This is a genomic window from Arthrobacter sp. UNCCL28, from assembly GCF_900102805.1.
In the GTDB taxonomy this organism is placed as follows: domain Bacteria; phylum Actinomycetota; class Actinomycetes; order Actinomycetales; family Micrococcaceae; genus Arthrobacter; species Arthrobacter nicotinovorans_A.
Genome location: NZ_FMWE01000017.1, coordinates 1 through 20,643 on the forward strand (window position 1 = coordinate 1; position 20,643 = coordinate 20,643).

The window sequence follows — 20,643 nt, forward strand, 5'->3', positions numbered from 1 at the left end:
GCCCGTCCGAGCGGCACTTGCCGGTGGACCGGTGGGTCAAGCCGCAGGAGTTCGTGGACCTCCAGCACGAGGCCGAGGAGATCGGTTTCCTGGGTGTCATGTCGGGTCCGTTGGTGCGGTCCTCGTACCGGGCCGGGCGTTTGTGGGCCACCGCGATGCGGAAGAAAGGCCGGGACATCCCCGCCGAACTCGCCCACATCGCAGAAGGCATCCAGGACTCCGGCACCACCCGCCAGGAAGCCTCCACCATCCTCGCCGCCCACGGCTAGGCACGGCTAGGCACGGCCAGGCACGCCTAGGCACGGCCAGGCAATGCTAAGCACGGCCAGGCACGCCTAGGCACGGCCAGGCAATGCTAAGCACGGCCAGGCACGCCTAGGCACGGCCAGGCAATGCTAAGCACGGGGCTTAGCACGGCTAAGCACGGCAGGCACGGCCAGGCACGGCCAGGCACGGCTAAGCACGGCTAAGCACGGCAGGCACGGCTTAGCACGGCCAGGCACGGCTGGGCACGGCCAGGCACGGCTAAGCACTGCTCCACGCCCTCCTGCACCAAGCCCGCAAGGGCCACGCCATGCTTTGGAGAACCACTGACGGACATCGCGAAAATTCAGCGGTGGCCGCATGGAGGTGGGCGTCGCCGTATCCAGCTCTACAGCTTCAACTCCCTCGACGCGCTTACGCAACCCGGGTAACCCCCTCAGCCAACACCCGGAACCGTTGATGAACGACGGCGGTCAGCAACCTCCCAGAGGCGGCTGACCGCCGTCGGGGGTTAAGTCATGAACCCGCAGGACTCGAACGCCAGCGCAGTTTTTGCTCAAGACGCGCACAATGTTCGCGCAGGGCCGCGTGCCGGTGCGCGTCAGGGGATCCCGAAGCGTGGGGACGGCACTCGGAGCGGCTCAACCAAAAGTGAGTACCCGCCGCCCCGCCGTGCCTGCATTCCCACCTGTCCATCCAAGTAGTCCGCAACCCAAAACTGAGTACTTGCATCCGGAATGAGCGTATTTCCGACTCCTTGTTCGGCCCGAAAAATGGCGTACAGCCAAGGGTAGCCACGCAAGCATGCCGCACAGAAACATTGGGGGCATCGCTTCATCCGACAACAAAGTTCGGATGCTGGGGGTTGCGAGGCGGCTCCCCGGGACAGAGAAAACCAAGGAGTCTTATCATGCGCAAGCTTTCCAAGAAGAGCCGGATCACAGCCGCCGTCGCAGGCGTGGCATTGGTAGCTGTGGGCGGCGGAGCCGCATACGCCTACTGGACCACCACGGGCTCGGGCAGCGGCTCAGCTACCAACTCGGCCGGCGGGGGAACGGTCGCCCTTCATGCAACCTTTGCCGGCGGACTTGCCCCGGGAAACCAGGTTGACGTGGCCTACACGGCAGACAACTCCACCACCTCCGGCACAGTGGTTGGTGCCCTCACCGCGAACGTGACCACCAACGTGGCTGGTTGCCTGCCCGCATGGTTTGAGGTCACCGCCGTCACCAGCAACAGCCCCGTGGCAGCAGGCGCCGCCGGAACCTCCGTGGGCAGCGGCGTCCTGAAGTTCAACGACAGCACCACCGTGAACCAGGACGCCTGCAAATCGGCGATCGTGACGGTCAACGTCTCCAGCCTGTAGCACCGGCCTGCCGGGGACCATCCTGTGAGTGGTGGTCCCCGGCTGATCTTCCTGCCCAGCACTGAACCGTCCGAAAAGAGCTTCCATGGACCCCCGGCCAGAGCCCAATGAGCCATTGCACCGAATCGGAATACCACTGCGCGCGCTGCTCCTGGCGCTGGTAGTGGCTTTCGTGCCCGTTGCAGCACTCGCCGCGAGCGGCGGACAAGGAACAAGTGGCGGACAGGGAACAAATGGCGGCCAAGGAAACCAGGGAAGCCAGGCCAAGGCCGGCAAGGGAATCACGGTGACTTTGTCGCCTTCGAGCCGCACGGTCGATCAGGGGCAGTCAGCCACCTACACGATGTCCGTCGCATCCACTGGAGGATTCACGGGACCGGTAACCTTCGCCGCCGCGGGCTTGCCGGCAGGAGCGGCAGCCGCGTGGTCGCCGTCGTCGGTGGTTTTGACCTCCGGAAGCACCGTCCAGGCCACGGTCACAATCTCCACAGCTGCAGGTACCCCGGCCGGAAAATCGGACTTTACCGTGAAGGGAACGGCCGGAAGCATCGAGTCGTCGGCGCAGGCGCAACTGCATGTCCTGGAAGTGAAACGGAGCTTTGACGTGAGCGGTACTGTCAACGGGCTGCTCGCCCCTGGAGTCACCCGATCCGTGGACCTGCTGATCTCCAACCCCAACAACAAGGCCATCGCGGTGACCAATCTGACGGTTGCCATCAGCCAGGTGGTCAGGACAGCCGCCGCGACGGCAGCCAACCTGCCATGCACCACGGCTGACTACACGCTCACCCAGTACTCAGGAACGTATCCGCTGACAGTGGTGCCAGGGGATCGAACCCTGTCATCGCTGGGAGTGGCCGAGCCGAAGAGGCCCCAGATCACCATGCTGGACACTTCCCGGAACCAGGATGGTTGCAAAGGCGCAACCATCCAACTCACCTACACCGGCACTGGACAGGCGAACTGACATGACGACGACAGTCCGCACTCCGCGCACCCGCACTCCACGCACCCCGGCACAGGGCACCCGCACTCCGCGCACCCCGGCCCCACATACTCCGGCACGGGGCAGAATTGCCCGAACGGCCGCTGCTACCTTAGCCCTGTGCATCCTGGGCGGGGCAGGATCTGCCTATGCCTATTGGGCAGCCACAGGCATCGGCAGTGGCTCAGCAACGAACGGCACCCTCCAGACCGTCACGATGGACGCCTTGGTCCCGGGCGACACCCTGCAAACCAGCCTGGCCCCGGGCGGAACCGCCGACGTCCTTCTTCGCGCCTCCAACCCGAACCCGCATCCGGTGACCATTTACGGCCTCGCAGGCAACGGGTCTGTGACGGCAGATGCCGCCCATCCCGGCTGCACCACCACTGGGGTTACCTTCACTGCGCCTGCTGCGCCGCTTGTGCCTTCCGTGGTGATCCCGGCCAACTCCTCCATCCTGCTGACGCTTCCCGGCGCGGCCAGCATGGGGGCTTCGTCCCTCTCCGCCTGCCAAGGCGCCCAATTCACCATCCCCGTCACGCTGGAGGTGCGGAAGTGAGCCCGTCCGGTCAGAACCGACCCCTCCCTGCACTGTTCGGCTGGAGGAGCAGGCTTGCAATCATTGTGGCCGGCCTTCTCCTTCTCTCGTGGGGCGGACCCGCTGCCAGCGCCTTCTGGGGCTCCATCAGCAGCGGACCGGCCGCAGCAAAAGCGGACTCCCTGGCACAGGGGGCACGGCCTGCGGCGAGCATTTCCGGCGCCAATGTCACGGTCTCGTGGACTGCAAGCACGACGGCGGCAGGCCGCCCCGTGACCGGCTACAGTATTGCCCGCTACAGTTCAGCGACCGCCGGGACCAGGATCCCGGCTACAGGTGCGTGCGCCGGAACAGTGGCGGCACTGAGCTGCGTGGAGAGCGCAGTTCCCGCGGGAACCTGGTACTACACCGTGACCCCCACGCTTTCCCTGTGGCAAGGAACCGAAAGCCAGCGAAGCACAGCAACGACCCCGGTCACCGACACCACCCCGCCTCTGGCTCCGGTGGTGACTGCGCCTGGGTCCGTCAACCAAGGAAACGTCAGCAGTGTTCCGGTCAGTGGCACGGCGGAAGCCAATTCCACAGTGGTCCTGACCATCACCGGCGGCGGAGCCCAGGCTGTCACGCAAACCATCACCACCGATGCGGCCGGCAACTGGACAGCCGTGCCGGTCAACCTGGGTGCGTTCAGCCCCGGGACCATCACCTTCTCGGCAAAGGCCACTGACGCGGCCGGCAACACAGGTCCCGCAGGCACGGCGACGGCCACCAAGGACGTGTCATCGCCGACGATCACGGGTGTCCAGTTGAACAATGGCGCAGGGAAAACCCCTGGCGTCGTAGAGCAGGGCGACTCGGTCACCCTGACCTTCTCCGAGGCCCTCAGCGCCAACACCATCTGCAGCGCTTGGACCAGCAATACGGCAACGCAGACCCAGAATGGAAATGGCAGCAGCCAGGTCCTGGTAAACATCAGCGCAGGCGATGTGCTGACGGTAACCCAAGCGGGCTGCCCCAGTCTGAGGGTTGGCAGTGTGGCACTCGGTGGGGATTACACCGCCTCCGCCCTCACCTTCGCAGGGAACAACACCAACGGCTCTACGCTGACGTGGAACCCGGGCGCCAAGACTCTGACCATCACTTTGGGAGCGGGAGGCCCCGGCGCATTGACCGTGGCTGCTACGCCGACGCCACTTCCGGGCTATGCCCCGGCATCCGGCTTGACGGACATTGCAGGCAACCCGCTACCCACGACGCAGGTCAACAGCCTCGCTGCATCCCGCTTCTGAACCCGCAGTTATGTACAGATAGTGCCCCGATTTATGTGCAGACAGTGCCCCGATTTATGTACAGATAGGGCCCCGATGACGCGTGATTCGGGGCACTATCTGTACAAAAACTCCATGGTGTCCGGCGTCCGGAGCGTAACCTTGAAACGGACGCCAGCGCCGTCGTCGTACGTTTGATCCTGCGACGAAAGGCGAGCCGCCCCCTTGAAGGCTGTAGCGGAAATGTTCACGATGGGTCCTGGAAACAAGGACCACCATCCCGCCCTCCGCTGCGCCATAGGGGTGTTCGTTCCGCTGATTACGCTGACGCTGATCGGGCGGTTGGACCTGGCTGTGTTTGCCTCCTTCGGCGCATTCACCGGAATTTATGGCCGCAACGAGCCGCACAGCGTCCGTTTCCGGAGCCAATTGCGTGCCGGCGGCTTCATGCTTTTGATCATCCTCCTGGCCGCTTTGATGGCCCGTTTTGCCCAGGCTTCCGGGTTGGAGGGTGCGGCGTACTCCTGGCTCCTGACGGCCGCGACCACCATTGTGGCCGGTGGTTGTTCCGTGGTGGTGGCTGCGTGGCGGCTCCGACCAGGCGGCTCCCTCTTTCATATCTTTGCGTTCGCCGCCATTGCTTCCATCGCAGCCCAGCCACCACTGTGGGAAGCCATGCTGGTGGCCATCCTGACAACCGGGTTCTGCCTGCTGATCGGCATGTCCTCGCGCATTGCCAGCAGTCATCGAACGCCTTGGAAACGCCCGCCGCCCATTCGTCACACGGGCGCGGAGCGTCGGGCGATCTGGCTTGAGGGCGGCGGCTACCTGGTGGCAGCAGGCCTTGCGGGAACCATCGCGACGTTGGTGGGGGAGCGTCTCGGGTTCGGGCATACCTACTGGGCGATGGTTGCCGCGGTGGTTCCACTGGTGGGCCACTCGACGCGCCACCGGGTAAGCCGGGGCATCCAAAGAATCGCCGGTACGGTGATCGGGCTGGTGCTTTTGGCGGGCATCCTGTGGCTGAACCCTGCACCCTGGGCCATGGTCCTGGTGATTGCGGCATGCCAGTTCGGCGCGGAAATGTTCATTGCCCGGCAGTACCTCGTGGCGCAGGTATTCGTGACTCCGCTGGCGTTGATAGCTACCTTGTTGGCGGCGCCCGTTGATCCTGCGTTGCTCCTGCGGGACCGCATCATCGAGACCGTCATCGGTGCCGCCGTCGGCGTCGCAGTAGTAGTGGCGCCGGCCCTCTGGCGACGGCTGCGTTCGGCACGATCCACTGCCTGAACAGGGGCAGGTCGGCGGACCCTGGAGTTATCACCTAGTATCGATTGGTTAGACAAGCGAGATACATGTCTACCAAAGGACTGGTGATGAACGACAAAAGTGAACGTCAGGGCTATTGGTACGGGCTGGAGAGCCGCAAGCAAATGGGCGCCGTGGACGTCCTGAACGCGCTCAGGGACTATCGCTCGGCCGAGGCTGACATGCGTCGGCGCACCCGCGCTTCCATGGGCATGGGCGAAACCGACCTCGTGGCCTTGCGCTACCTTCTGGAAGCCGAGCGGGCGGGCCGCGACGTGGGCCCCAAGGAGTTGGCGGTCCGGCTCGGAGTGACGTCTGCGTCCATGACCTCGCTGGTGGATCGCCTGGTGAGGTCCGGTTACGTCACCCGGGAACCGCACCCGACCGACAGGCGCGCCCTGATTCTTCGACCCACTGCAGGCTCGGACCAGGAAGTCCGCAGCACTCTGGGGGACATGCACACCCGCATGATGGAGGCGGCTGAGAGCCTTAGTGGCGAGGACTCTGCCGTCGTAGTGGAGTTCCTCCGGCGCATGAGAAAGGCGATCGACAGCATCGCAACTCCTTAGGCCGCCGACTGGACTTAAGTGATAAGTACACATATAACTAGATAGCCAAGCTACTTACTAGGGAATGTGTGGGAAGACGATGACAGTCGCGTTGCGTGAACCAAGTTCCACACCAGTGGCTGAGAATGACGTGCAGGTTGTGACCGATCAGGTCATCCCCATGGGACCCGTGCACTGCGGATCGCACATGGCCATCTCGGCTGGACCCGCCTACGACGCCATGAAATGGGTTTCCGTGGAGCCCATTTGGCCGGAATGGGCCTGCGGGTGCGGCTTCCGTATGGACATCGACGCCATCGACCCCGTCAGCGGCGTCTGGATCGCAGCTCTCCGCCGCCAGAGTCTCCAGCACGAACTCGCCATCTCCCAGAACACCCTTGCCCTGGCTTTCCGGAAGGCCGTTGACGCCGGAGCCAACCCCCAGGCGCTTGCCGAGGTGGCCGGCGTACCTGCCGCCGAAATCGAAACCCTCCTGGCGTGACCACGCTTGACGTTGCGGCCGTCCGCGCTGATCGCGGGGCCGGGTGTTCAAGCATGGCCAGGCCGGAGGCAGTCGTGGAACATACAGCCTATGGGCCCGCTCCGCGCACAGCGGGGGAACGCGCCACCCTGCAACCTGCGGCTCCCCTTCAAGACGAGGTAGTGCTCGGCGGACGGTACCGGCTTGGTGGGCGCCTGGGCGGCGGCTCGGAAGCCTACGTCAATGAAGCCCTTGACCTGCGGACCGGAAAGCCCGTGGCCGTCAAGATTTTCAGGGCAACAGATCCCGCAAAATCGCAGGCCGCCAAGGACGCGCCCTTCCGGCGGGAGGTGGACATCCACAGCCGTCTTCGCCACCAGAACATCGTGGCGGTGCTCGGTTCCGGTATCTGGGAAACCACAGATCCGCAGGGCAGCCGTAACTACCTGGTGATGGACCTGATGGATGGAAGCGACCTCCGCTCAATTCTCCATGACCGACCGGCCACGCCTGGGCAGGCTGTGGCGTGGATGAGCGGGATTGCCAAGGCACTCACGCATCTGCACCGCCGTGGAATTGTCCACAACGACATCAAGCCCGGCAATATCCTGGTGGATTTCAATGCAGCCCCGGACAGCCTCGGGACCGCGAAGTTGACCGACTTTGGGATAGCAATCGACGGTCGTCATGCTGCGCCCAGGTCGTCGTCGGGAACGCCTCACTACCTAAGCCCTGAAGAGGTGTGCGGCGGTACGTCCACATCGGCCAGTGACATCTATTCGCTGGGCTTGGTGGCACTTGAATGCCTGACCGGAACCAAAGCGTTCCCAGGCCCTCCCCTCGAGTCAATGGTTGCAAGGACTCTGGGGGAACCCCGAATTCCCGGCACGGTTCGGCGGCGTTGGTCCATGGTGCTTCATGCCATGACCGACCCCGATCCTGCCGGCAGGCCGTCTGCCAGCCAAGTCGTCGGAATGTTCCGACGACTTACCTGGTAGCCAACAATCAGGTCGATAGCGGCATGCGTCCTTGTGCCGAACTGGGTCCTACTTATGAAAGAGAGATGAAAAATGGGAATTATCGGTTGGATCATTTTGGGTTTGATTGCCGGCGCCATCGCAAAGGCGATCATGCCCGGTAAGCAGGGCGGCGGCTGGATCACCACCATCCTCCTGGGCATCGTGGGTGCCGTTCTGGGTGGCTGGATCGGCAGCGCACTGTTCAAGGTGGGCATCAACGAGTTCTGGTCGCTGTCCACCTGGCTGCTCGCCATTGGCGGCGCACTGCTGGTCCTCGTCATCTGGGGACTGGTGACGCGCAAGAAGGCCTAACCGCCTGGCATCGCCTGTCACTATCGGTGACCAAGGAGGCCCCGACGCTGCAGAACCTGCAGCGGCGGGGCCTCCTTGCTGTCTCCGGTCCGGATGTCAGCGCGCCAGGATCCGTGCCTTCTGGGCCTGGAACTCCTTGTCAGTGAGCACGCCGGCACCCTTCAGTTCTCCGAGCTGCTTGAGTTGGGCGAGCATGTGATCGGTCGGATCGACGACGGCGGACGGTACAGGCGGCGGGGGCGGCGGTACCGGAAGCGGTGCCACGGGAGGTCCCGCTGCCGCGGCGGCTGCGGCATCCTCGGCGGCAAAGCGTTGTTGTTGCCTGCGCTGCGTGCGGCCAAGTACTGAACCCACGACGGCGGCACGGCCGGCGGTCCTGAAAAAACCCATGGTGGTATCCCTTCGGTGGTGGAGCGTGTCAGCTGGCTGAATAGTCCAGCGCCAGGTCGATGAGGAGCCGCGCGCCGAACCCTGTGGCGCCTTTGCTTCGCCAGGCGTCGTCCTTGTCCGATTGCATGGTGCCCGCAATATCGATGTGCGCCCAGGGCGTATCGCTCACGAATTCGGCCAGGAACAGGGCGGCAGTGGTTGAACCGGCGTAAGGTCCACCAAGATTGGAGATGTCGGCGACGTCCGAGTCCAACTGGGGACGGTAGGCCCGTTCCAAGGGAAGCTGCCACAGCTGTTCGTCAGCCCGCCCACCCGACTCCAGCACCAGGTCCACCAGCCGCTGATCGTTACCGAACACCGGAGCCGTGAGCTGTCCCAGGGACATCAAGGCTGCCCCGGTGAGAGTGGCGATGTCCACGATCCCGTCCACCCCATCCTCTACAGCGAGCGTCAGGGCGTCGCACATCACCAGGCGACCTTCGGCGTCGGTGTTCTTCACCTCTATGGTGAGTCCGCTGCGCGTGGTGAGCACGTCCCCCAACTTGTAGGCGGAGCCCGAAGGCATGTTGTCCGTGCACATCAGGAACCCGGTGACGGCGGCTTTGCACCCGAGGTCATGCAGCGCGGTGAAGACCGCAAGCACCGCCGCCGCGCCGCCCATGTCCATTTTCATGAGCAGGTGCATGGGGTCGCTGGGTTTGAGGCTGACGCCGCCGGAGTCGTACATGATGCCCTTGCCCACCAGTCCGAGGTGGCCTGTGGCGGACCCGTCCGGTTGGTAAGTGAGCTTGATCATCCGCGGTTCCTGGGCGCTGCCGGCGTTGACGCCCAGAAGGCCGCCGCAGCGGAGGTCGATGAGTTGTTGCTTGTCGAACTCTTCAACCCCGAATCCGAACCGTTTCCCAAGCTCCTTCGCCGCCGAAGCCAGTCCAACGGCGGTGAGGTGGCTGGGAGGAGCGTTGCACAGGTCCCGGGCGACGGTGGTGGCCCGCACCTTCACGCGGCCCGTCTCCAGCCCGCGCGAAGCTGCCTCGACGTCCAACCCCGGCGCCAGGAATTGGACCTCGGTCAGGGGGGTTTCTTTGCCTTTGCTCTTGAGGGTGTCGTAGTTATACCGGGCCAAGAGCACGCCTTCGGCCAGAACCTGGCCCAGTCTCCCGGCGTCGAAACTTGCTGTCCCGGCCCCTCCGGAACCTTCGGCCTGTCCGGAACCGTCGGCCTGTCCGGAACCGTCGGCCCCTCCGGAACCGTCGGCCTGTCCGGAACCGGCAGGCAGTTCGAAGCCGATCCGCGAATGCTTCTGCGTGGCACGGACCAAAGCCGCCGCGGCCTTGCGCCAGCCGTCGGCGTCCAAGGAGCCCGGCTTTCCGCCGCCAACGGCAACCACCAGGGTTCCTGAGGCATTGGCCAGCTGCAGGGTGGTCCCCGGGGTCCCGTCAAAACCTGCCTTCTCCAAGGTTTCCCGGTGCAGGCCGATGGACTCCGGAACGTCACCTTCCGAGGGCACCAGCACACCTATCGCGTCGAGCGGGCCGAAACCGTCCACAAAATGCAGCTCAGGTTCGGTACCGCCCAGGGAGGGGAGGACCGTGAAGTCTTCCGGGATCAGTTTGTAGGGTTCGTGGTTCACCGTTTCGCCCGTTCTCTTGTGGTTGGGACAGCTGTGGTTGGAGCGCCCGGAGTAGAAGCAGCCGGCGCCGAAGAAGCCGTGACAGCTTGGTCCGGCAGCAGGCCCGGCTCCGGGATGGCATCGGGATCGTCGGGTTCCAGTTGTTCAGGCAGGTCGCCTTTCATGCGGCCAGGCATGCGGCCCGCCGGAACAATCGCCAGCAGGGCGAGCCCGGACAAACCCAGCAGGGAGATCTGCAGGGCCCGAAGCCTGGCTTCCTCATTGACCTCGGTGGCGGCTGCCAGTTCGGTGGGACTGCTGACGCGGTCGCCGATGACAGCCTCCACCTGCGCATTGGTCATGAAGTCAGCCTCGTTGACGTTGACCTTATAGATCAGCTCCTGGGAGACGTCCGGATGCGCGGCGGCGCCGCTGGCAATCAGGCTGGACAGCATTCCGACGGCGAACGCGCTCGCCACCGCGATGCCGACACTGCCGGAGAGGTTATGGACCAGTCCGCGCCAGGCTCCGACGTCGCCGGCCAACTCGCGCGGAACCGCGCTGAGCAGCGTGTTGAACACCAAAGCGACGATTGCGCCCTGGCCCAACCCCAGGAGGATCAGGCCGAGTACCACGAACAACTGGCCCCAGTCGTTGCGGATGGTGAAGGCAAGAAGGACCAAGGCGCCGGCCACCACTACGAAGCCGCCCTGGGCGATGGTGCGCGGCGGGAACTTGTCGTACAGGAACGCCACGAACGTGCTCGCGAGGAAGATGGACAACGTGTAGGGGATGATCGAGAACGAAGTCTCAATGCTGGAGCGTCCCTGGACGATCTGCATGTACAGGGGAATCAGGAAGTTGGCTGCGGTACCGACGAAGAGCATGATGGCCATGCAGGCCGTCACGGCGAGTTCGGAACTTGATGCCAACACCCTGAGGTCGAAAATCCGGGGCAGTTTGGCGTCCTGGCGCTTCCGGATCCACATGAAGAACACCTGACCCGCGATGGCTCCGAGGAGGATCAGCAGTGGCGCAGGGGAGAGCCCCAGGATGTCGAAGGGTGCCTGGTTGGTGGCGAACCAGGTACCCCAGGCGGACAGGCCGCTGAAACCAAAGCTCAACAGGATGACGGCCACCGCGGCGATGATGGAGCCGGTCCAGTCGATCTTCAGTTGGGGTTGAGCTGGGACGGTTTTGAGCTTGAAGCTCAGGAGCAGGTTGATGGCACCGAGGATCACCATGAGGCCGAAAGAGTAGCGCCAACCGATGGTGGTGGCGAACCAACCGGCGACCAGCAAGGCCAGCACACCGGCAGCCGGGATGGCTGCAGCCAGGAGTCCAATGGCTTTTGCCTGCTGCTGGTCCTTGTAATTGGTGGCGATAAAGACCGTGAGGGCAGGGGCGATCAGGGCAATGACAGCGCCGGAGGAGGCCTGCGCAATGAAGAGCATCGCCGGGCTGAGGCTCAACGCCACCCCTGCCATGGCGGCGGCATGAATGGCGACGGCGATCTGGAACACCTTGCGCGTTCCGAACCGGGCACCCAGCTTCGCTCCCAGCAGGATGAAGGCCGCCATCGAAAACGTCCCGGCAGTAATGGCAGTGCCCACGGACGTCGCTGCTGTGTCCAGGTCGGTAGTGATGCCCTGCATGGAAACCGTCAAGGCGTTGACGGCGAACGATGCCTGGATTTGGGTGAGGACCACCACGATCAAGGGCAGCCATGAGGCCGCCTTGACCGGTGGCGGTGTTTCAGTGATGGTGTGGTCGCTGGCCATGTCGTGCTCCTGGTGTGCTCTGCCCGTTCACTGGGAAGGGGCGTTTGGATACCTCACTACGGGGTTGGCGGAACGGTGTGCAGGTTTGCCTTGGTCTTGGTCTCCGATCATTGGGTTTTCGGGTTCAGGAGTCCTGGGTCCGGGAAAGCGGGCTACGTCTGCAGGGGCCAGAACACGGGTACCAGCAGGATGGCCACTGCCGCGTACAGCGCCATGATGGCCAGGCCGAACTTCCAGTAGTCTCCGAACCGGTAGCCCGCCGGCTGCATGATCATCATGTTGGCCGGCGTTGCCACAGGAGTCAGCAGGGCGGCGGAGGAAGCTACCGAGACGCACATCAGCACGGCGTAGGGGTTGATGGCTGACTCCTGGGCCACGGAGAGGGCAATGGGGATGATGATCAAGGCTGTGGCCGTATTGCTGATCAGCTGGCCCAGGACGGCGGTTACCACGAAGAGTCCCAGGAGCAACAGCAAAGGCCCGGCGTTTCCTACCACCGACACCATGCCCTCAGCGAGGATCTCGGCGGTGCCGGTGGAGGTAATGGCCGTGGACAGCGGAATCATGCCGGCCACCAGGATGAGGGTGGTCCAGGCCATGGAACGGTGGGCTTGCTGAACTGTCACAACACGCAGCACCACCATGGCCAGGGCCGCCAGCGTCGCTGCCACCGGCGCAGGCACGAGGTTGGTTGCCAGCAGCACCACCATGGCGCCGAGGATGATGAGCGCAGGCATGGCCCGCGGCCCCAGGGGAACTGTCTGGCGGCGGATGGTGTCCGGCGAATCAACCAGCAGCACATTGTGGTCCACGGTGTGCTGGTCAAGCGCAGACCAGGTGCCTTGGAGCAACAGCCGGTCTCCGGCCGTGATCAGCGTGCGTCCCGACGACTCCGGCTCACCCGGATGGTGATGGGCCAGCACCACCAGGTCCCCGCTGTCTGTGACCATGCCGGGGTAGGTTTCCGTGCCGACGAGGTTTGAGCGGGGTGCCACTACTACCTCGGCCACCCCGTAGGTGCTGCTGATGAGTCCGCAGGTGGCGTCGTCGTCCTGGCTTAGGCCGTGCCGGGCGGCAAGGGCGTCGATGATGGGCTGGCCGCCGCGCACCACAATCTCATCGCCCTGTTCGAATACCGCGTTTTCCGACGGCTTGCCGTCCGACCCTTGCACGCTGATGAGGTGGAGGTGGCCGCCGTCGTGCCCGTCCTGAAGGCACGCCACCGGCTGGCCCACCAGCGCCGAACCGGCCGGAATGCTGAGCCGGCTCAGGCCCTCCCCGCCGAGGTAATGGTCCATGAGTGTCCGGCCGTGGGAGCCCAGGTCCTTGGGGAGGGCATCAGGGGTCCGGGTTGGCAGGAGCTTCGGGCCCAGCCACAGGGTCAATCCGATGGTTCCCAGCAGCAAGGGAAGCCCCACAAGCCCGAACTCGAAGAACCCGATTCCCTTCCCCGTGGCCTCCAATGCTGCGTTGAGGATCAGGATGTTGACGGGCGAACCGGTCAGGATCAGCAAAGAACCGGCATGGGCAGCGAAGGCCATGGGCATGAGCAGTTCCGATGGCCGCCGTCCCAGCCGGACCGCCAGCACCACCACCATGGGCAACAGCGCTGCGACCGCTCCGTTGACACTGATGAGTGCTGTCAGCAGGGCGGTCAGAACCATCATCAACACCATCAGCCGGGTACGGCTGGTACCCGAGAACCTGATCAGCAAACTACCCAGCCAAGTGGTTACTCCCGCGGCATCGATGGCCTCCGCCACCACGAACAGGGCAGCGATCAACACCACCGTTCCGCTCCCGAAACCGGCGAAAGTCTCGTCCAAACCCACAATGCCGGTGCCATAGAGGGCCAATGCTGCTCCGAGGGCCACAACCTCCACAGGCAGGCGGTTCCACACGAACGCGGCGATCACCGCGACCAGCACCACCAGCGTGACAATGACGTCCGTGACAATGACGTCCGTCATGGGTGCCTTGGATAAGCCGTGTGCTCTTTGGCCAGCATTCTCTCAGACTAGATCCGGGTCAAAGCCGCAGGGTCACCCCAATCGGGTGAGTGATGGGCGTCCTGCGAGGTCACCGCCTACGGAAGGTGGCCGAACCTGTAGGCAGCGGCAACAGCATCGTGCCGTGTCCCGGCTCCGAGTTTGGAATAGATGATCCGAAGGTGGGTCTTCACGGTGTTCACGGATAAATGGAGTTCCGACGCCATTTGGTCCTGCGACAAATGCGAGGGGAGGAGGGCCAAAACCTCCCGCTCCCGGGGAGTCAGCAGCGGGGCGAGCCTGGCATCGGCAGGCGACCGCAACGCCATCAAGCGCTTGGCAAGTTCTTCCTGTGGACCATGCGTTCCTGCCCGTTCCACCAGCAGGTCCATGACCTCCTGGGGAGCGATCGCCAAGGGCCTGACCACTCCTACAGCGTCCGCCTTGGCAAGGGCATCTTCCAGGAGCTTGCCGGCCAAGGCCCGCCGCCCAGTGCGGATGGCCATGGAGCATTCCAGGATATTGACGTGAAGCCACGTCCATTCCAGCAGTGGTTCCGCTACGCCCATGTGCAGTGGCCGGAGCCGCTCGGCTGCGGCCTCGAAGCGACTGATCCCGGCGGGTCCTTGCGCTCGCAGCAGGCACAGTTCACCGGTCCCGGGAATGAGTTCCTCGGCCCACTCCAGGACTTCGCGGGCACGCTCTGCGTGCCCCAGGGACAGGGCTGCCGTATGTTCAATCACCGCGATGAAGGCTGCCATGGGCTGCGCGAAGAGATGGCCCTGGCCGATCCTCAGCCGGGCTTGGCGCATACCGTCCAGGGCGTGCCGCCTGTCCCCTGAATCAAGGTGGGCACAGGCAGTGACCAACTCCATGGTGGCACGCATTGCCGCCCCCACTCCCTTGGAAGATGACCCCAGTTGTCCCAGTTCGGCGCTGGCCGAGGAAGCATATTTCAGCGCCGCAACAGGTTCGGCGTCCAGGAGAGCCGCAGCGGCATGCATCAATGCACCCACCGACCGGCCTGCCCCGGCCGTCCACGCGTAGGCCGGCAGCTTCTCCTCCGCCTGCCTGAGGTACTCGCGGGCCCGGCGGAGGTGGCCTTGCATGGCGCAGATGCCAGCAAGCTTGAGGTATACCTTGCCGGCAAGGTAGCAGTTGCCGGCTTCGGTGGCCTCGAGCAGAGCCTCCTGGGCCTCGTTCTCCGCTGCCGCATAGTCCTGCTCAACCACGGCCGCGGTGACCGAGACCATCCTTGCTTCGATCCGGATATCGCTCTGCCGGGACATGGGGAGGGCGGCGTACCCGGTTGCGGCCTTGGGATCCTGGCTGGCCCAGTCACCGCTGAACCAGGAAAGCCGTGCTTCTGCCAAGGCGCGGAGCTCTGAGAGTTCGGAGGGAGGGTTGTCCGTCCACGAACGGTATGCTGCCGCCAGATATCGGGCAGCGGTAGTGGGCTGGCGGCTTTCGACGTGCGCCAGTGCCGCCACCAGGCAGAGCTTGGGACTGGCCGCCAGGACGGAATCCGGCAATGCCGCGATGGCCCTCCGAACGCGCGTGACTCCGCCTGATCCCAGGAGGGCTGCTCCGTGCCGTTCAAGGAGTGACCCGATCAAGCGTGGGTCAGCCGAGTCCATGGCGTGCCGGAGCGCGGCCTCGGGTTCGCCGGCTTGCTCGTGCCACTGCGCAGCTATCGTGTTCAGGCGGAGCACTTCATCCGGGTCCTTGCGGGTCAGTTCGGCCCTGAAGTACTGCCTGATCAGTGGCCGGACCAGGAAGACCTTGCGTCCGCTCCCCGCCGATTCCACCAGATCGCGGTTATCAGCCAGTGCCGAAAGGATGCTCCCGGCATTCCGGTGGCCCGCAAGGGCATTGGCCTGGGCAGCCACCAGGACGCGGCACATGCTGGTGCTGGACAGCACGTGCCGCTCGTCCGGGGTCAGCGTTTGGACAATCTCGTGGTCCAGATACTCTGCGAGCTGCCGGTTGTTGGCTGCAATATCACCCACAGGCGCTTCGAGGTCCGCAGTTTTGCGCAGTGAACGCAGGGCAAGCACCACTGAGGCCGGCCAGCCCGCCGTTTGACGGAACAGCTCGCCCAGTTGATGCGTTCCCAGCAAGGTGATGGTCTTTGCCGCAAGGGAGTTGATTTCGTCCAGGGAGAAAGCAAGATCCTGTGAATGCAGTTCCATGATCCGCCCACTGAGCCGTGGGCGTCCCGGGTCAACCGAGGCGCCCTCGCGCGCTGCCAGGACAAGCTGCACTGGCAGGTGCGCCTGGCCCAGCAGCGCCGGAATCCAATGATCGCGGTCAGCGGCAGGGAAGCCCTCCACGCCGTCGATCACCAGTCGGACGGTGTGATCGGCGGCGGCCAACCCTTCCGCCAACAGGCTAAGGACTTCATGGGCGTTTGTCTCGAATCCCGAGAATCCACTAAGCGCGCTGGGAGGTATCGCGGGGCACCGCCGGAGCGCGTGAAGTATGGAGGGCCAGAGGGCCGGGGTGTCCTGTTGGTCCGGGCTTACCCATGCGACGGTGTGCATGCTGCCGGCAAGCCATTGCCCGATCAGTACGGATTTGCCGAAGCCGGCCGGGGCGCAGAGAAGGATCGTGTCGGGTGCGGCATCGAGTCTTGCCACAAGCCGGGGCCGGGCCAGCAGATCCAACGGCGGTTTGGAAACCGCGATCAGTTGCGGGCTTACGAAGTCCGGGCGGGTACCACGCAGGTCATCCACTCCTTCAGTGTAGGGGCGGGAGTTCGAGGATTCACCCAGTACAGGCGATCCGCGCGGCGGCGTCCGGGCGTAAGGATTATGGTGTCCGCCGTGGGACGCTTGGGCGAAGCCCGGAAGGGGGTTTCACCGTGCAGGCTTTCAAGGACATCATGAGTGCCGCGGATTCAGGCTGGGTGTACCCGCTTGGGGCTATGTTCGTGGCGTTGTCGGCGATCTTCCCGCCCATCCCCACCACGTCCCTATTTGTGGCTTTGGGGGCGCTGTCCGCTACCGACAACCTTCCCAACGGCTACCTCCTGGTGGCCGCCATGCTGGCCGGAGCGGTTGCCGGAGACCTCGGTGCGTACGAGTTGGTCAGGCGCCGGGACATGGCCAACTGGAAGATCCTCCAGGGTCCGCGGACGCAGAAGGCCCTGCATGCCTCCCGGGAACGTTTATCCAAGCACTCCGCCTCCTGGGTCCTGACCTCCCGGTTTGTTCCGCTCGGACGGCTGACCATGAACGTCGCCAGCGCCATCACCCCGGTCCCGCGTGGCAGGTTTGTCCTCTACTCAGTAGCTGCGGGCATCCTGTGGTCCGCCTACTCGGTGGGGATTGGTGCCCTGTCCGGGCTTCTGCCCGGGCTTTCCACGGAGTTCGCCGTGGTCATTGCCATCGCATTTTCGCTGCTGCTGGGCCGGGCCATCAGTGCAGCCGTGACCTGGTATTTGCAACTGGACGACTGACTGGATCCTGCCATGTTGATGCGCGGGGCAGCCCTTTACTGCAACTTACTGCGCGGCGACACCACTTACTGCAGCGACGACGTCAGCCGTGCCAGGTTGTCCAAGGCCACCTGGCCCAGCGGCCGCCGCAACCAGTCCTCCAGCAACAACTCCGTGCTCGCCGCCCGGTAGCTGTCCTCCACAGCCCTCATCCGGTCCACGATGGACCGGCCGTGGACCAGCACCGAGACTTCCATGTTGAGGCTGAACGAGCGGACATCCATGTTGCTGGATCCAATGACGGCGACGTCGTGGTCAATGGTGAAGTGCTTTGCGTGCAGGACCTGCGGGGCCCGGTACAGGTAGATGCGGACTCCGGCTCTCAGCAGGACCTCATAGTAGGAGCGCTGGGCGTGGTAGACCATGGCCTGGTCGCCCACCTCAGAGACAAAGAGCTCCACGCTCAGGCCCCGCGAGGCAGCGGTGACAATGGCCAGCTGGATGGCTTCATCCGGAACAAAATAGGGGCTCGTGATGCTCACTCGGTGCTCGGCCTTGTAGATGAGCGTGGTGTAGAGCTTGAGGTTGTTGTCGTTGTCGAAACTGGGGCCGCTGGGCAGGACCTGGGCGTCGATGAGCTCCGGTTCCGAGCCCAGGATCACCGGTGAAGTATCCAACGGCAGCAGCGTCTCCGATTCGCTGTACCAGTCTGTGACGAACACGGCGTTGAGCTCACGCACCGCCGGCCCTTCCAGCCGGACCATAAGCTCATGCCACTGGAGGCCGCGCCGGATGTTCCGTTTCTTGTTGTAGGAGGCGTCGATCAGGTTTTGCGAGCCGGTATAACCAACCTTTCCGTCCACCACCACCAGTTTCCGGTGGTTGCGCAGGTCCGGTCGCTGCCACTGGCCTTTGAAGGGCCGCAGGGGCAGCATGGCGTGCCATTCGGCGCCCATGTCCTCAAAAGCCTGGAGCATGTCCCGGTACTTGGGGCCGCCAACCGCTGCAAGATGGTCAAAAAGCACCCTGACAACCACGCCGCGTTGGCGGGCCCGGGCCATGGCATCGAAAAACGGCGATGTGGTGGGGTCCAGCGCCAGAATGTAGAACTCGACGTGCACGTACTCTTCAGCGGAGTCCATGTCTGCGATCATGCGGTCAAAGCACCCGCTGTAGTCCTCCAACAGCTCGGCTCGGTTGCCGCCCACCATGGGCAGCGCGCCGAGCCTGAGGTTAAGTTCGACGGCGGAACGCAGCCAGGCGGGCCAGTCATCACTGTGGCTGACTGCTGAGAGGCCGGGCGTGCGTCCAAGCATCAGCTCGTTGACCAAGCGTTGCTTCTCACGCCGGGCTTTGGGGAGTTTGCCGCGGCCAACCAGCAGGAAAGCCACGGTTCCCAGATAGGGAATGAAGATGATCGCCAGCACCCAGGCAATGGCGGACGATGGTTTCCGGTTGGCTGAAACCATCACGGCGGCAACAGCTCCGAGCACGATGTGCAGCGCCAACAGGATTAAGGCGACGGCATCGGCGTCGTTCAGTAGTCCTTGCACGTTGGGCTACTTGGCATTCTGCTGCGGGATGACCACTTTTTTGATGATCAGCAGGATGGATGCTGTGGTGGGGCAGGCGATCAGCGCTCCCAACAGTCCCAGCAGCGTCCCGCCTATCATCGCGCCAATCAGGACCAACGAGCCCGGGATGCTGATCGCTTTGCCCACGACGCGCGGGGTCAGGATGTATGCCTCAATCTGCATATAAGCCAACATGACGAGGAAAACAACCAGCGCCGTTGAAGGGGAAGTAAAGAGGGAAACCACGGTCATGATGGCGGTGCTGATCGCGCTGCCTACCAGCGGGATGAGGGTAATGGGGAATGCCAGGACGGCCAGTACTGCCGCATACCTGACCCCGGCCACTGAAAGGAGGATAAAGGTGAAGACCGCATTGAACAGGGCCAGGATTGACATGCCGCTCAGGTATTTGCCTACCGAGGCAATAATTGTTTCGGCAATATCTGCAAATGATTCCCTGCGCGATGCAGGAACCAAGGCGTAGAGGCTGGATTTCATGACCTCGTGTCCTGCTACGAAATAGAGGGTCAGGACAACCACGAAAACCACGGCGAAAGTTCCGTTCACCACGTTGTAGCCAACCTGCACGGCGCCACCGCCGATGGCCAGCCAGACGTTCGGATCCGCTGCCGAGGTTTCCAGCCATTCCAGCAGCGGGGTCAACGCTCCGCCCAGTGATCCGTTGACGTCCCGGAACCACTCCTGTTCCCCCACGGCGTCGAAACTGGACGGCAGCAAACGGACCAGCGCGGCACCCTCCTCCACCAGGATAGGGACCACGAAACGGATCAGAAGCGCCACCACCACCAGGAAGCCGACGGCCACCGCGAGCACGGCCCCGCCGCGGGACAGTTTCCAGCGTTCCAGCCAGCGGACCAGGGGATACAGTCCCAAGGAGATGAACAAGGCCGCGAAGATCAACGTCAGCGAGTACCGCAACGTGATGACCGCAGAACCCAACGCCAAGGCAACCAGGACCCCCAGCGCCGCTACGAGTCCGAAGCGGAACGGACCGCCCTCCAGCAGTGGGAATGCCTTCAATCGCGTCATGCGGACCCTTTCGGCTGTCTGTGGATGGCGGGCCGTCACCGGATCAGGCCAATGCGAGCTGCTTCAGGCGGGCGTACTCCGCTTCGGTAATGTCGCCTGCGGTGAGCAGCGCTTTTGCTGATTCGATCTGCTGGGTGGGCGTAGGGGCGCCGGCTACTTCCCGGATGTAATTCTCGGCTTCTTCCACTGATTCACGGACGCGCATTTCGCTGCGAAGGGCCATTCCCTTGCCCCGCATGATGACGTAGATCAGGGCAGAAATGAACGGTGCCACGAACAAGCACAGAATCCAGAGGGCTTTCACGCCGCCACCCAATGCTTTGTCGCGGAGAAGATCGGAAATGATCTGAAAGAGGAGGATCAAATAGGCAATGAAGAAAAAAGCGACAATGATGCTCCACAACGATTCCAAGAAGTTCATGGTGTCTTTCCCATCGTTCGTTCGGCCCTGGGGCAGGGCCGTCGTCATCCGGCAAGGGACCCGTTCCCCGGCGGGACCACAGCACCATTCTCGATTCGCCCGCACCCTCCGGGGCCGGCCATTCCTGGGATCGGCAACGATTGGATGGAAAGATCACCCACTAAGGGTGAGCGGGGGCCGGTTGGCCGGATGACCGGTGGCTGGGCCGTTGCCCGGTGCGGTCACAAATTCCCCACAACCTTCCCGTTGCGGTGCGCATCAGGAGGTCGGTTACGCTGCTCAAAGCCACACACCACCGCACG

At 63.9% G+C, this 20,643-nt stretch carries 18 protein-coding genes and 1 pseudogene; 11 read left to right on the forward strand and 8 right to left on the reverse strand.

Annotation, left to right across the window (positions count from 1 at the left end):
* From BLQ01_RS21880 to BLQ01_RS21925, 10 genes and pseudogenes are all read left to right on the forward strand, one after another.
* Positions 1–269: pseudogene (locus BLQ01_RS21880) on the forward strand (lipoyl synthase); the annotation flags it as partial.
* 905 nt (positions 270–1,174) lie between these two features.
* Positions 1,175–1,630 carry a hypothetical protein gene (locus tag BLQ01_RS21885; protein ID WP_026548615.1) on the forward strand — a complete coding sequence of 152 codons (456 nt, stop codon included), beginning with the start codon at positions 1,175–1,177 and terminating at the stop codon, positions 1,628–1,630.
* Between the two features lie 85 nt (positions 1,631–1,715).
* Positions 1,716–2,597 carry a COG1470 family protein gene (locus BLQ01_RS21890; RefSeq protein ID WP_091554410.1) on the forward strand — a complete coding sequence of 294 codons (882 nt, stop codon included), beginning with the start codon at positions 1,716–1,718 and terminating at the stop codon, positions 2,595–2,597.
* 1 nt (position 2,598) lies between these two features.
* Positions 2,599–3,174, forward strand: coding sequence for a hypothetical protein (locus BLQ01_RS21895; protein ID WP_254779569.1), 576 nt, complete (start codon positions 2,599–2,601; stop codon positions 3,172–3,174).
* The gene (locus BLQ01_RS21900) at positions 3,171–4,442 is read left to right on the forward strand and encodes an Ig-like domain-containing protein (protein ID WP_254779570.1); all 1,272 of its coding nucleotides are present in this window, start codon (positions 3,171–3,173) and stop codon (positions 4,440–4,442) included. Before BLQ01_RS21895 ends, BLQ01_RS21900 begins: the two co-directional genes overlap by 4 nt.
* A gap of 204 nt (positions 4,443–4,646) precedes the next feature.
* Entirely contained in the window at positions 4,647–5,711 is a 1,065-nt protein-coding gene (locus BLQ01_RS21905) for an FUSC family protein (RefSeq protein ID WP_026548611.1), read from the forward strand.
* A 65-nt stretch (positions 5,712–5,776) separates the two neighbouring features.
* Positions 5,777–6,298, forward strand: a complete 522-nt coding sequence (locus BLQ01_RS21910; protein ID WP_026542701.1) for a MarR family winged helix-turn-helix transcriptional regulator — start codon at positions 5,777–5,779, stop codon at positions 6,296–6,298.
* A gap of 115 nt (positions 6,299–6,413) precedes the next feature.
* The gene (locus BLQ01_RS21915; RefSeq protein WP_223944137.1) at positions 6,414–6,779 is read left to right on the forward strand and encodes a hypothetical protein; all 366 of its coding nucleotides are present in this window, start codon (positions 6,414–6,416) and stop codon (positions 6,777–6,779) included.
* The gene (locus BLQ01_RS21920; RefSeq protein ID WP_091554412.1) at positions 6,776–7,756 is read left to right on the forward strand and encodes a serine/threonine-protein kinase; all 981 of its coding nucleotides are present in this window, start codon (positions 6,776–6,778) and stop codon (positions 7,754–7,756) included. Before BLQ01_RS21915 ends, BLQ01_RS21920 begins: the two co-directional genes overlap by 4 nt.
* Positions 7,757–7,828: 72 nt before the next feature.
* Positions 7,829–8,089 carry a GlsB/YeaQ/YmgE family stress response membrane protein gene (locus tag BLQ01_RS21925; RefSeq protein ID WP_026542698.1) on the forward strand — a complete coding sequence of 87 codons (261 nt, stop codon included), beginning with the start codon at positions 7,829–7,831 and terminating at the stop codon, positions 8,087–8,089.
* 96 nt (positions 8,090–8,185) lie between these two features.
* Here the strand turns inward: BLQ01_RS21925 and BLQ01_RS21930 are convergent, their stop codons facing one another.
* The 5 genes from BLQ01_RS21930 to BLQ01_RS21950 all read right to left on the reverse strand — a co-directional run bounded on the left by BLQ01_RS21930 (position 8,186) and on the right by BLQ01_RS21950 (position 16,592).
* Positions 8,186–8,479, reverse strand: coding sequence for an SHOCT domain-containing protein (locus BLQ01_RS21930; RefSeq protein WP_091554414.1), 294 nt, complete (start codon positions 8,477–8,479; stop codon positions 8,186–8,188).
* 28 nt (positions 8,480–8,507) lie between these two features.
* Positions 8,508–10,109: a leucyl aminopeptidase family protein gene (locus BLQ01_RS21935; protein WP_091554417.1), complete on the reverse strand. Its 1,602-nt coding sequence runs from the start codon at positions 10,107–10,109 to the stop codon at positions 8,508–8,510.
* Positions 10,106–11,869 (reverse strand): MFS transporter, encoded by a 1,764-nt coding sequence (locus BLQ01_RS21940; RefSeq protein ID WP_091554420.1) that lies wholly within the window; start codon positions 11,867–11,869, stop codon positions 10,106–10,108. The genes BLQ01_RS21935 and BLQ01_RS21940 overlap by 4 nt, the downstream gene beginning before the upstream one ends.
* Before the next feature lie 152 nt (positions 11,870–12,021).
* Complete coding sequence (locus BLQ01_RS21945; protein WP_091554423.1) at positions 12,022–13,839, reverse strand: SLC13 family permease; 1,818 nt, start codon at positions 13,837–13,839, stop codon at positions 12,022–12,024.
* Between the two features lie 116 nt (positions 13,840–13,955).
* The gene (locus BLQ01_RS21950; RefSeq protein ID WP_091554427.1) at positions 13,956–16,592 is read right to left on the reverse strand and encodes a winged helix-turn-helix domain-containing protein; all 2,637 of its coding nucleotides are present in this window, start codon (positions 16,590–16,592) and stop codon (positions 13,956–13,958) included.
* A gap of 128 nt (positions 16,593–16,720) precedes the next feature.
* Between BLQ01_RS21950 and BLQ01_RS21955 the strand changes: the two genes are divergently transcribed.
* A complete protein-coding gene (locus BLQ01_RS21955) occupies positions 16,721–17,317 on the forward strand; it encodes a DedA family protein (RefSeq protein WP_223944129.1) in 597 nt (198 codons plus the stop codon).
* A 65-nt stretch (positions 17,318–17,382) separates the two neighbouring features.
* On the opposite strand, the gene cls is transcribed toward BLQ01_RS21955, so the two are convergent.
* From cls to BLQ01_RS21970, 3 genes are read right to left on the reverse strand one after another with little or no spacing between them, the layout of a single operon-like run.
* Positions 17,383–18,849 (reverse strand): cardiolipin synthase, encoded by a 1,467-nt coding sequence (gene cls / locus BLQ01_RS21960; RefSeq protein WP_091554430.1) that lies wholly within the window; start codon positions 18,847–18,849, stop codon positions 17,383–17,385.
* Positions 18,850–18,855: 6 nt separating this feature from the next.
* The gene (locus BLQ01_RS21965; RefSeq protein ID WP_026542691.1) at positions 18,856–19,920 is read right to left on the reverse strand and encodes an AI-2E family transporter; all 1,065 of its coding nucleotides are present in this window, start codon (positions 19,918–19,920) and stop codon (positions 18,856–18,858) included.
* Between the two features lie 43 nt (positions 19,921–19,963).
* A complete protein-coding gene (locus BLQ01_RS21970; protein WP_026542690.1) occupies positions 19,964–20,341 on the reverse strand; it encodes a membrane protein in 378 nt (125 codons plus the stop codon).
* Positions 20,342–20,643: the final 302 nt, after the last annotated feature.

What these genes read in the sequence shown, in the direction of transcription:
- BLQ01_RS21885 (WP_026548615.1), top strand. Translation starts at nt 1,175, where the DNA reads ATGCGCAAGCTTTCCAAGAAGAGCCGGATCACAGCCGCCGTCGCAGGC.
- BLQ01_RS21890 (WP_091554410.1), top strand. Translation starts at nt 1,716, where the DNA reads ATGGACCCCCGGCCAGAGCCCAATGAGCCATTGCACCGAATCGGAATA.
- BLQ01_RS21895 (WP_254779569.1), top strand. Translation starts at nt 2,599, where the DNA reads ATGACGACGACAGTCCGCACTCCGCGCACCCGCACTCCACGCACCCCG.
- BLQ01_RS21910 (WP_026542701.1), top strand. Translation starts at nt 5,777, where the DNA reads ATGTCTACCAAAGGACTGGTGATGAACGACAAAAGTGAACGTCAGGGC.
- BLQ01_RS21925 (WP_026542698.1), top strand. Translation starts at nt 7,829, where the DNA reads ATGGGAATTATCGGTTGGATCATTTTGGGTTTGATTGCCGGCGCCATC.
- BLQ01_RS21930 (WP_091554414.1), bottom strand. Translation starts at nt 8,479, where the DNA reads ATGGGTTTTTTCAGGACCGCCGGCCGTGCCGCCGTCGTGGGTTCAGTA.
- BLQ01_RS21940 (WP_091554420.1), bottom strand. Translation starts at nt 11,869, where the DNA reads ATGGCCAGCGACCACACCATCACTGAAACACCGCCACCGGTCAAGGCG.
- BLQ01_RS21945 (WP_091554423.1), bottom strand. Translation starts at nt 13,839, where the DNA reads ATGACGGACGTCATTGTCACGGACGTCATTGTCACGCTGGTGGTGCTG.
- BLQ01_RS21965 (WP_026542691.1), bottom strand. Translation starts at nt 19,920, where the DNA reads ATGACGCGATTGAAGGCATTCCCACTGCTGGAGGGCGGTCCGTTCCGC.
- BLQ01_RS21970 (WP_026542690.1), bottom strand. Translation starts at nt 20,341, where the DNA reads ATGAACTTCTTGGAATCGTTGTGGAGCATCATTGTCGCTTTTTTCTTC.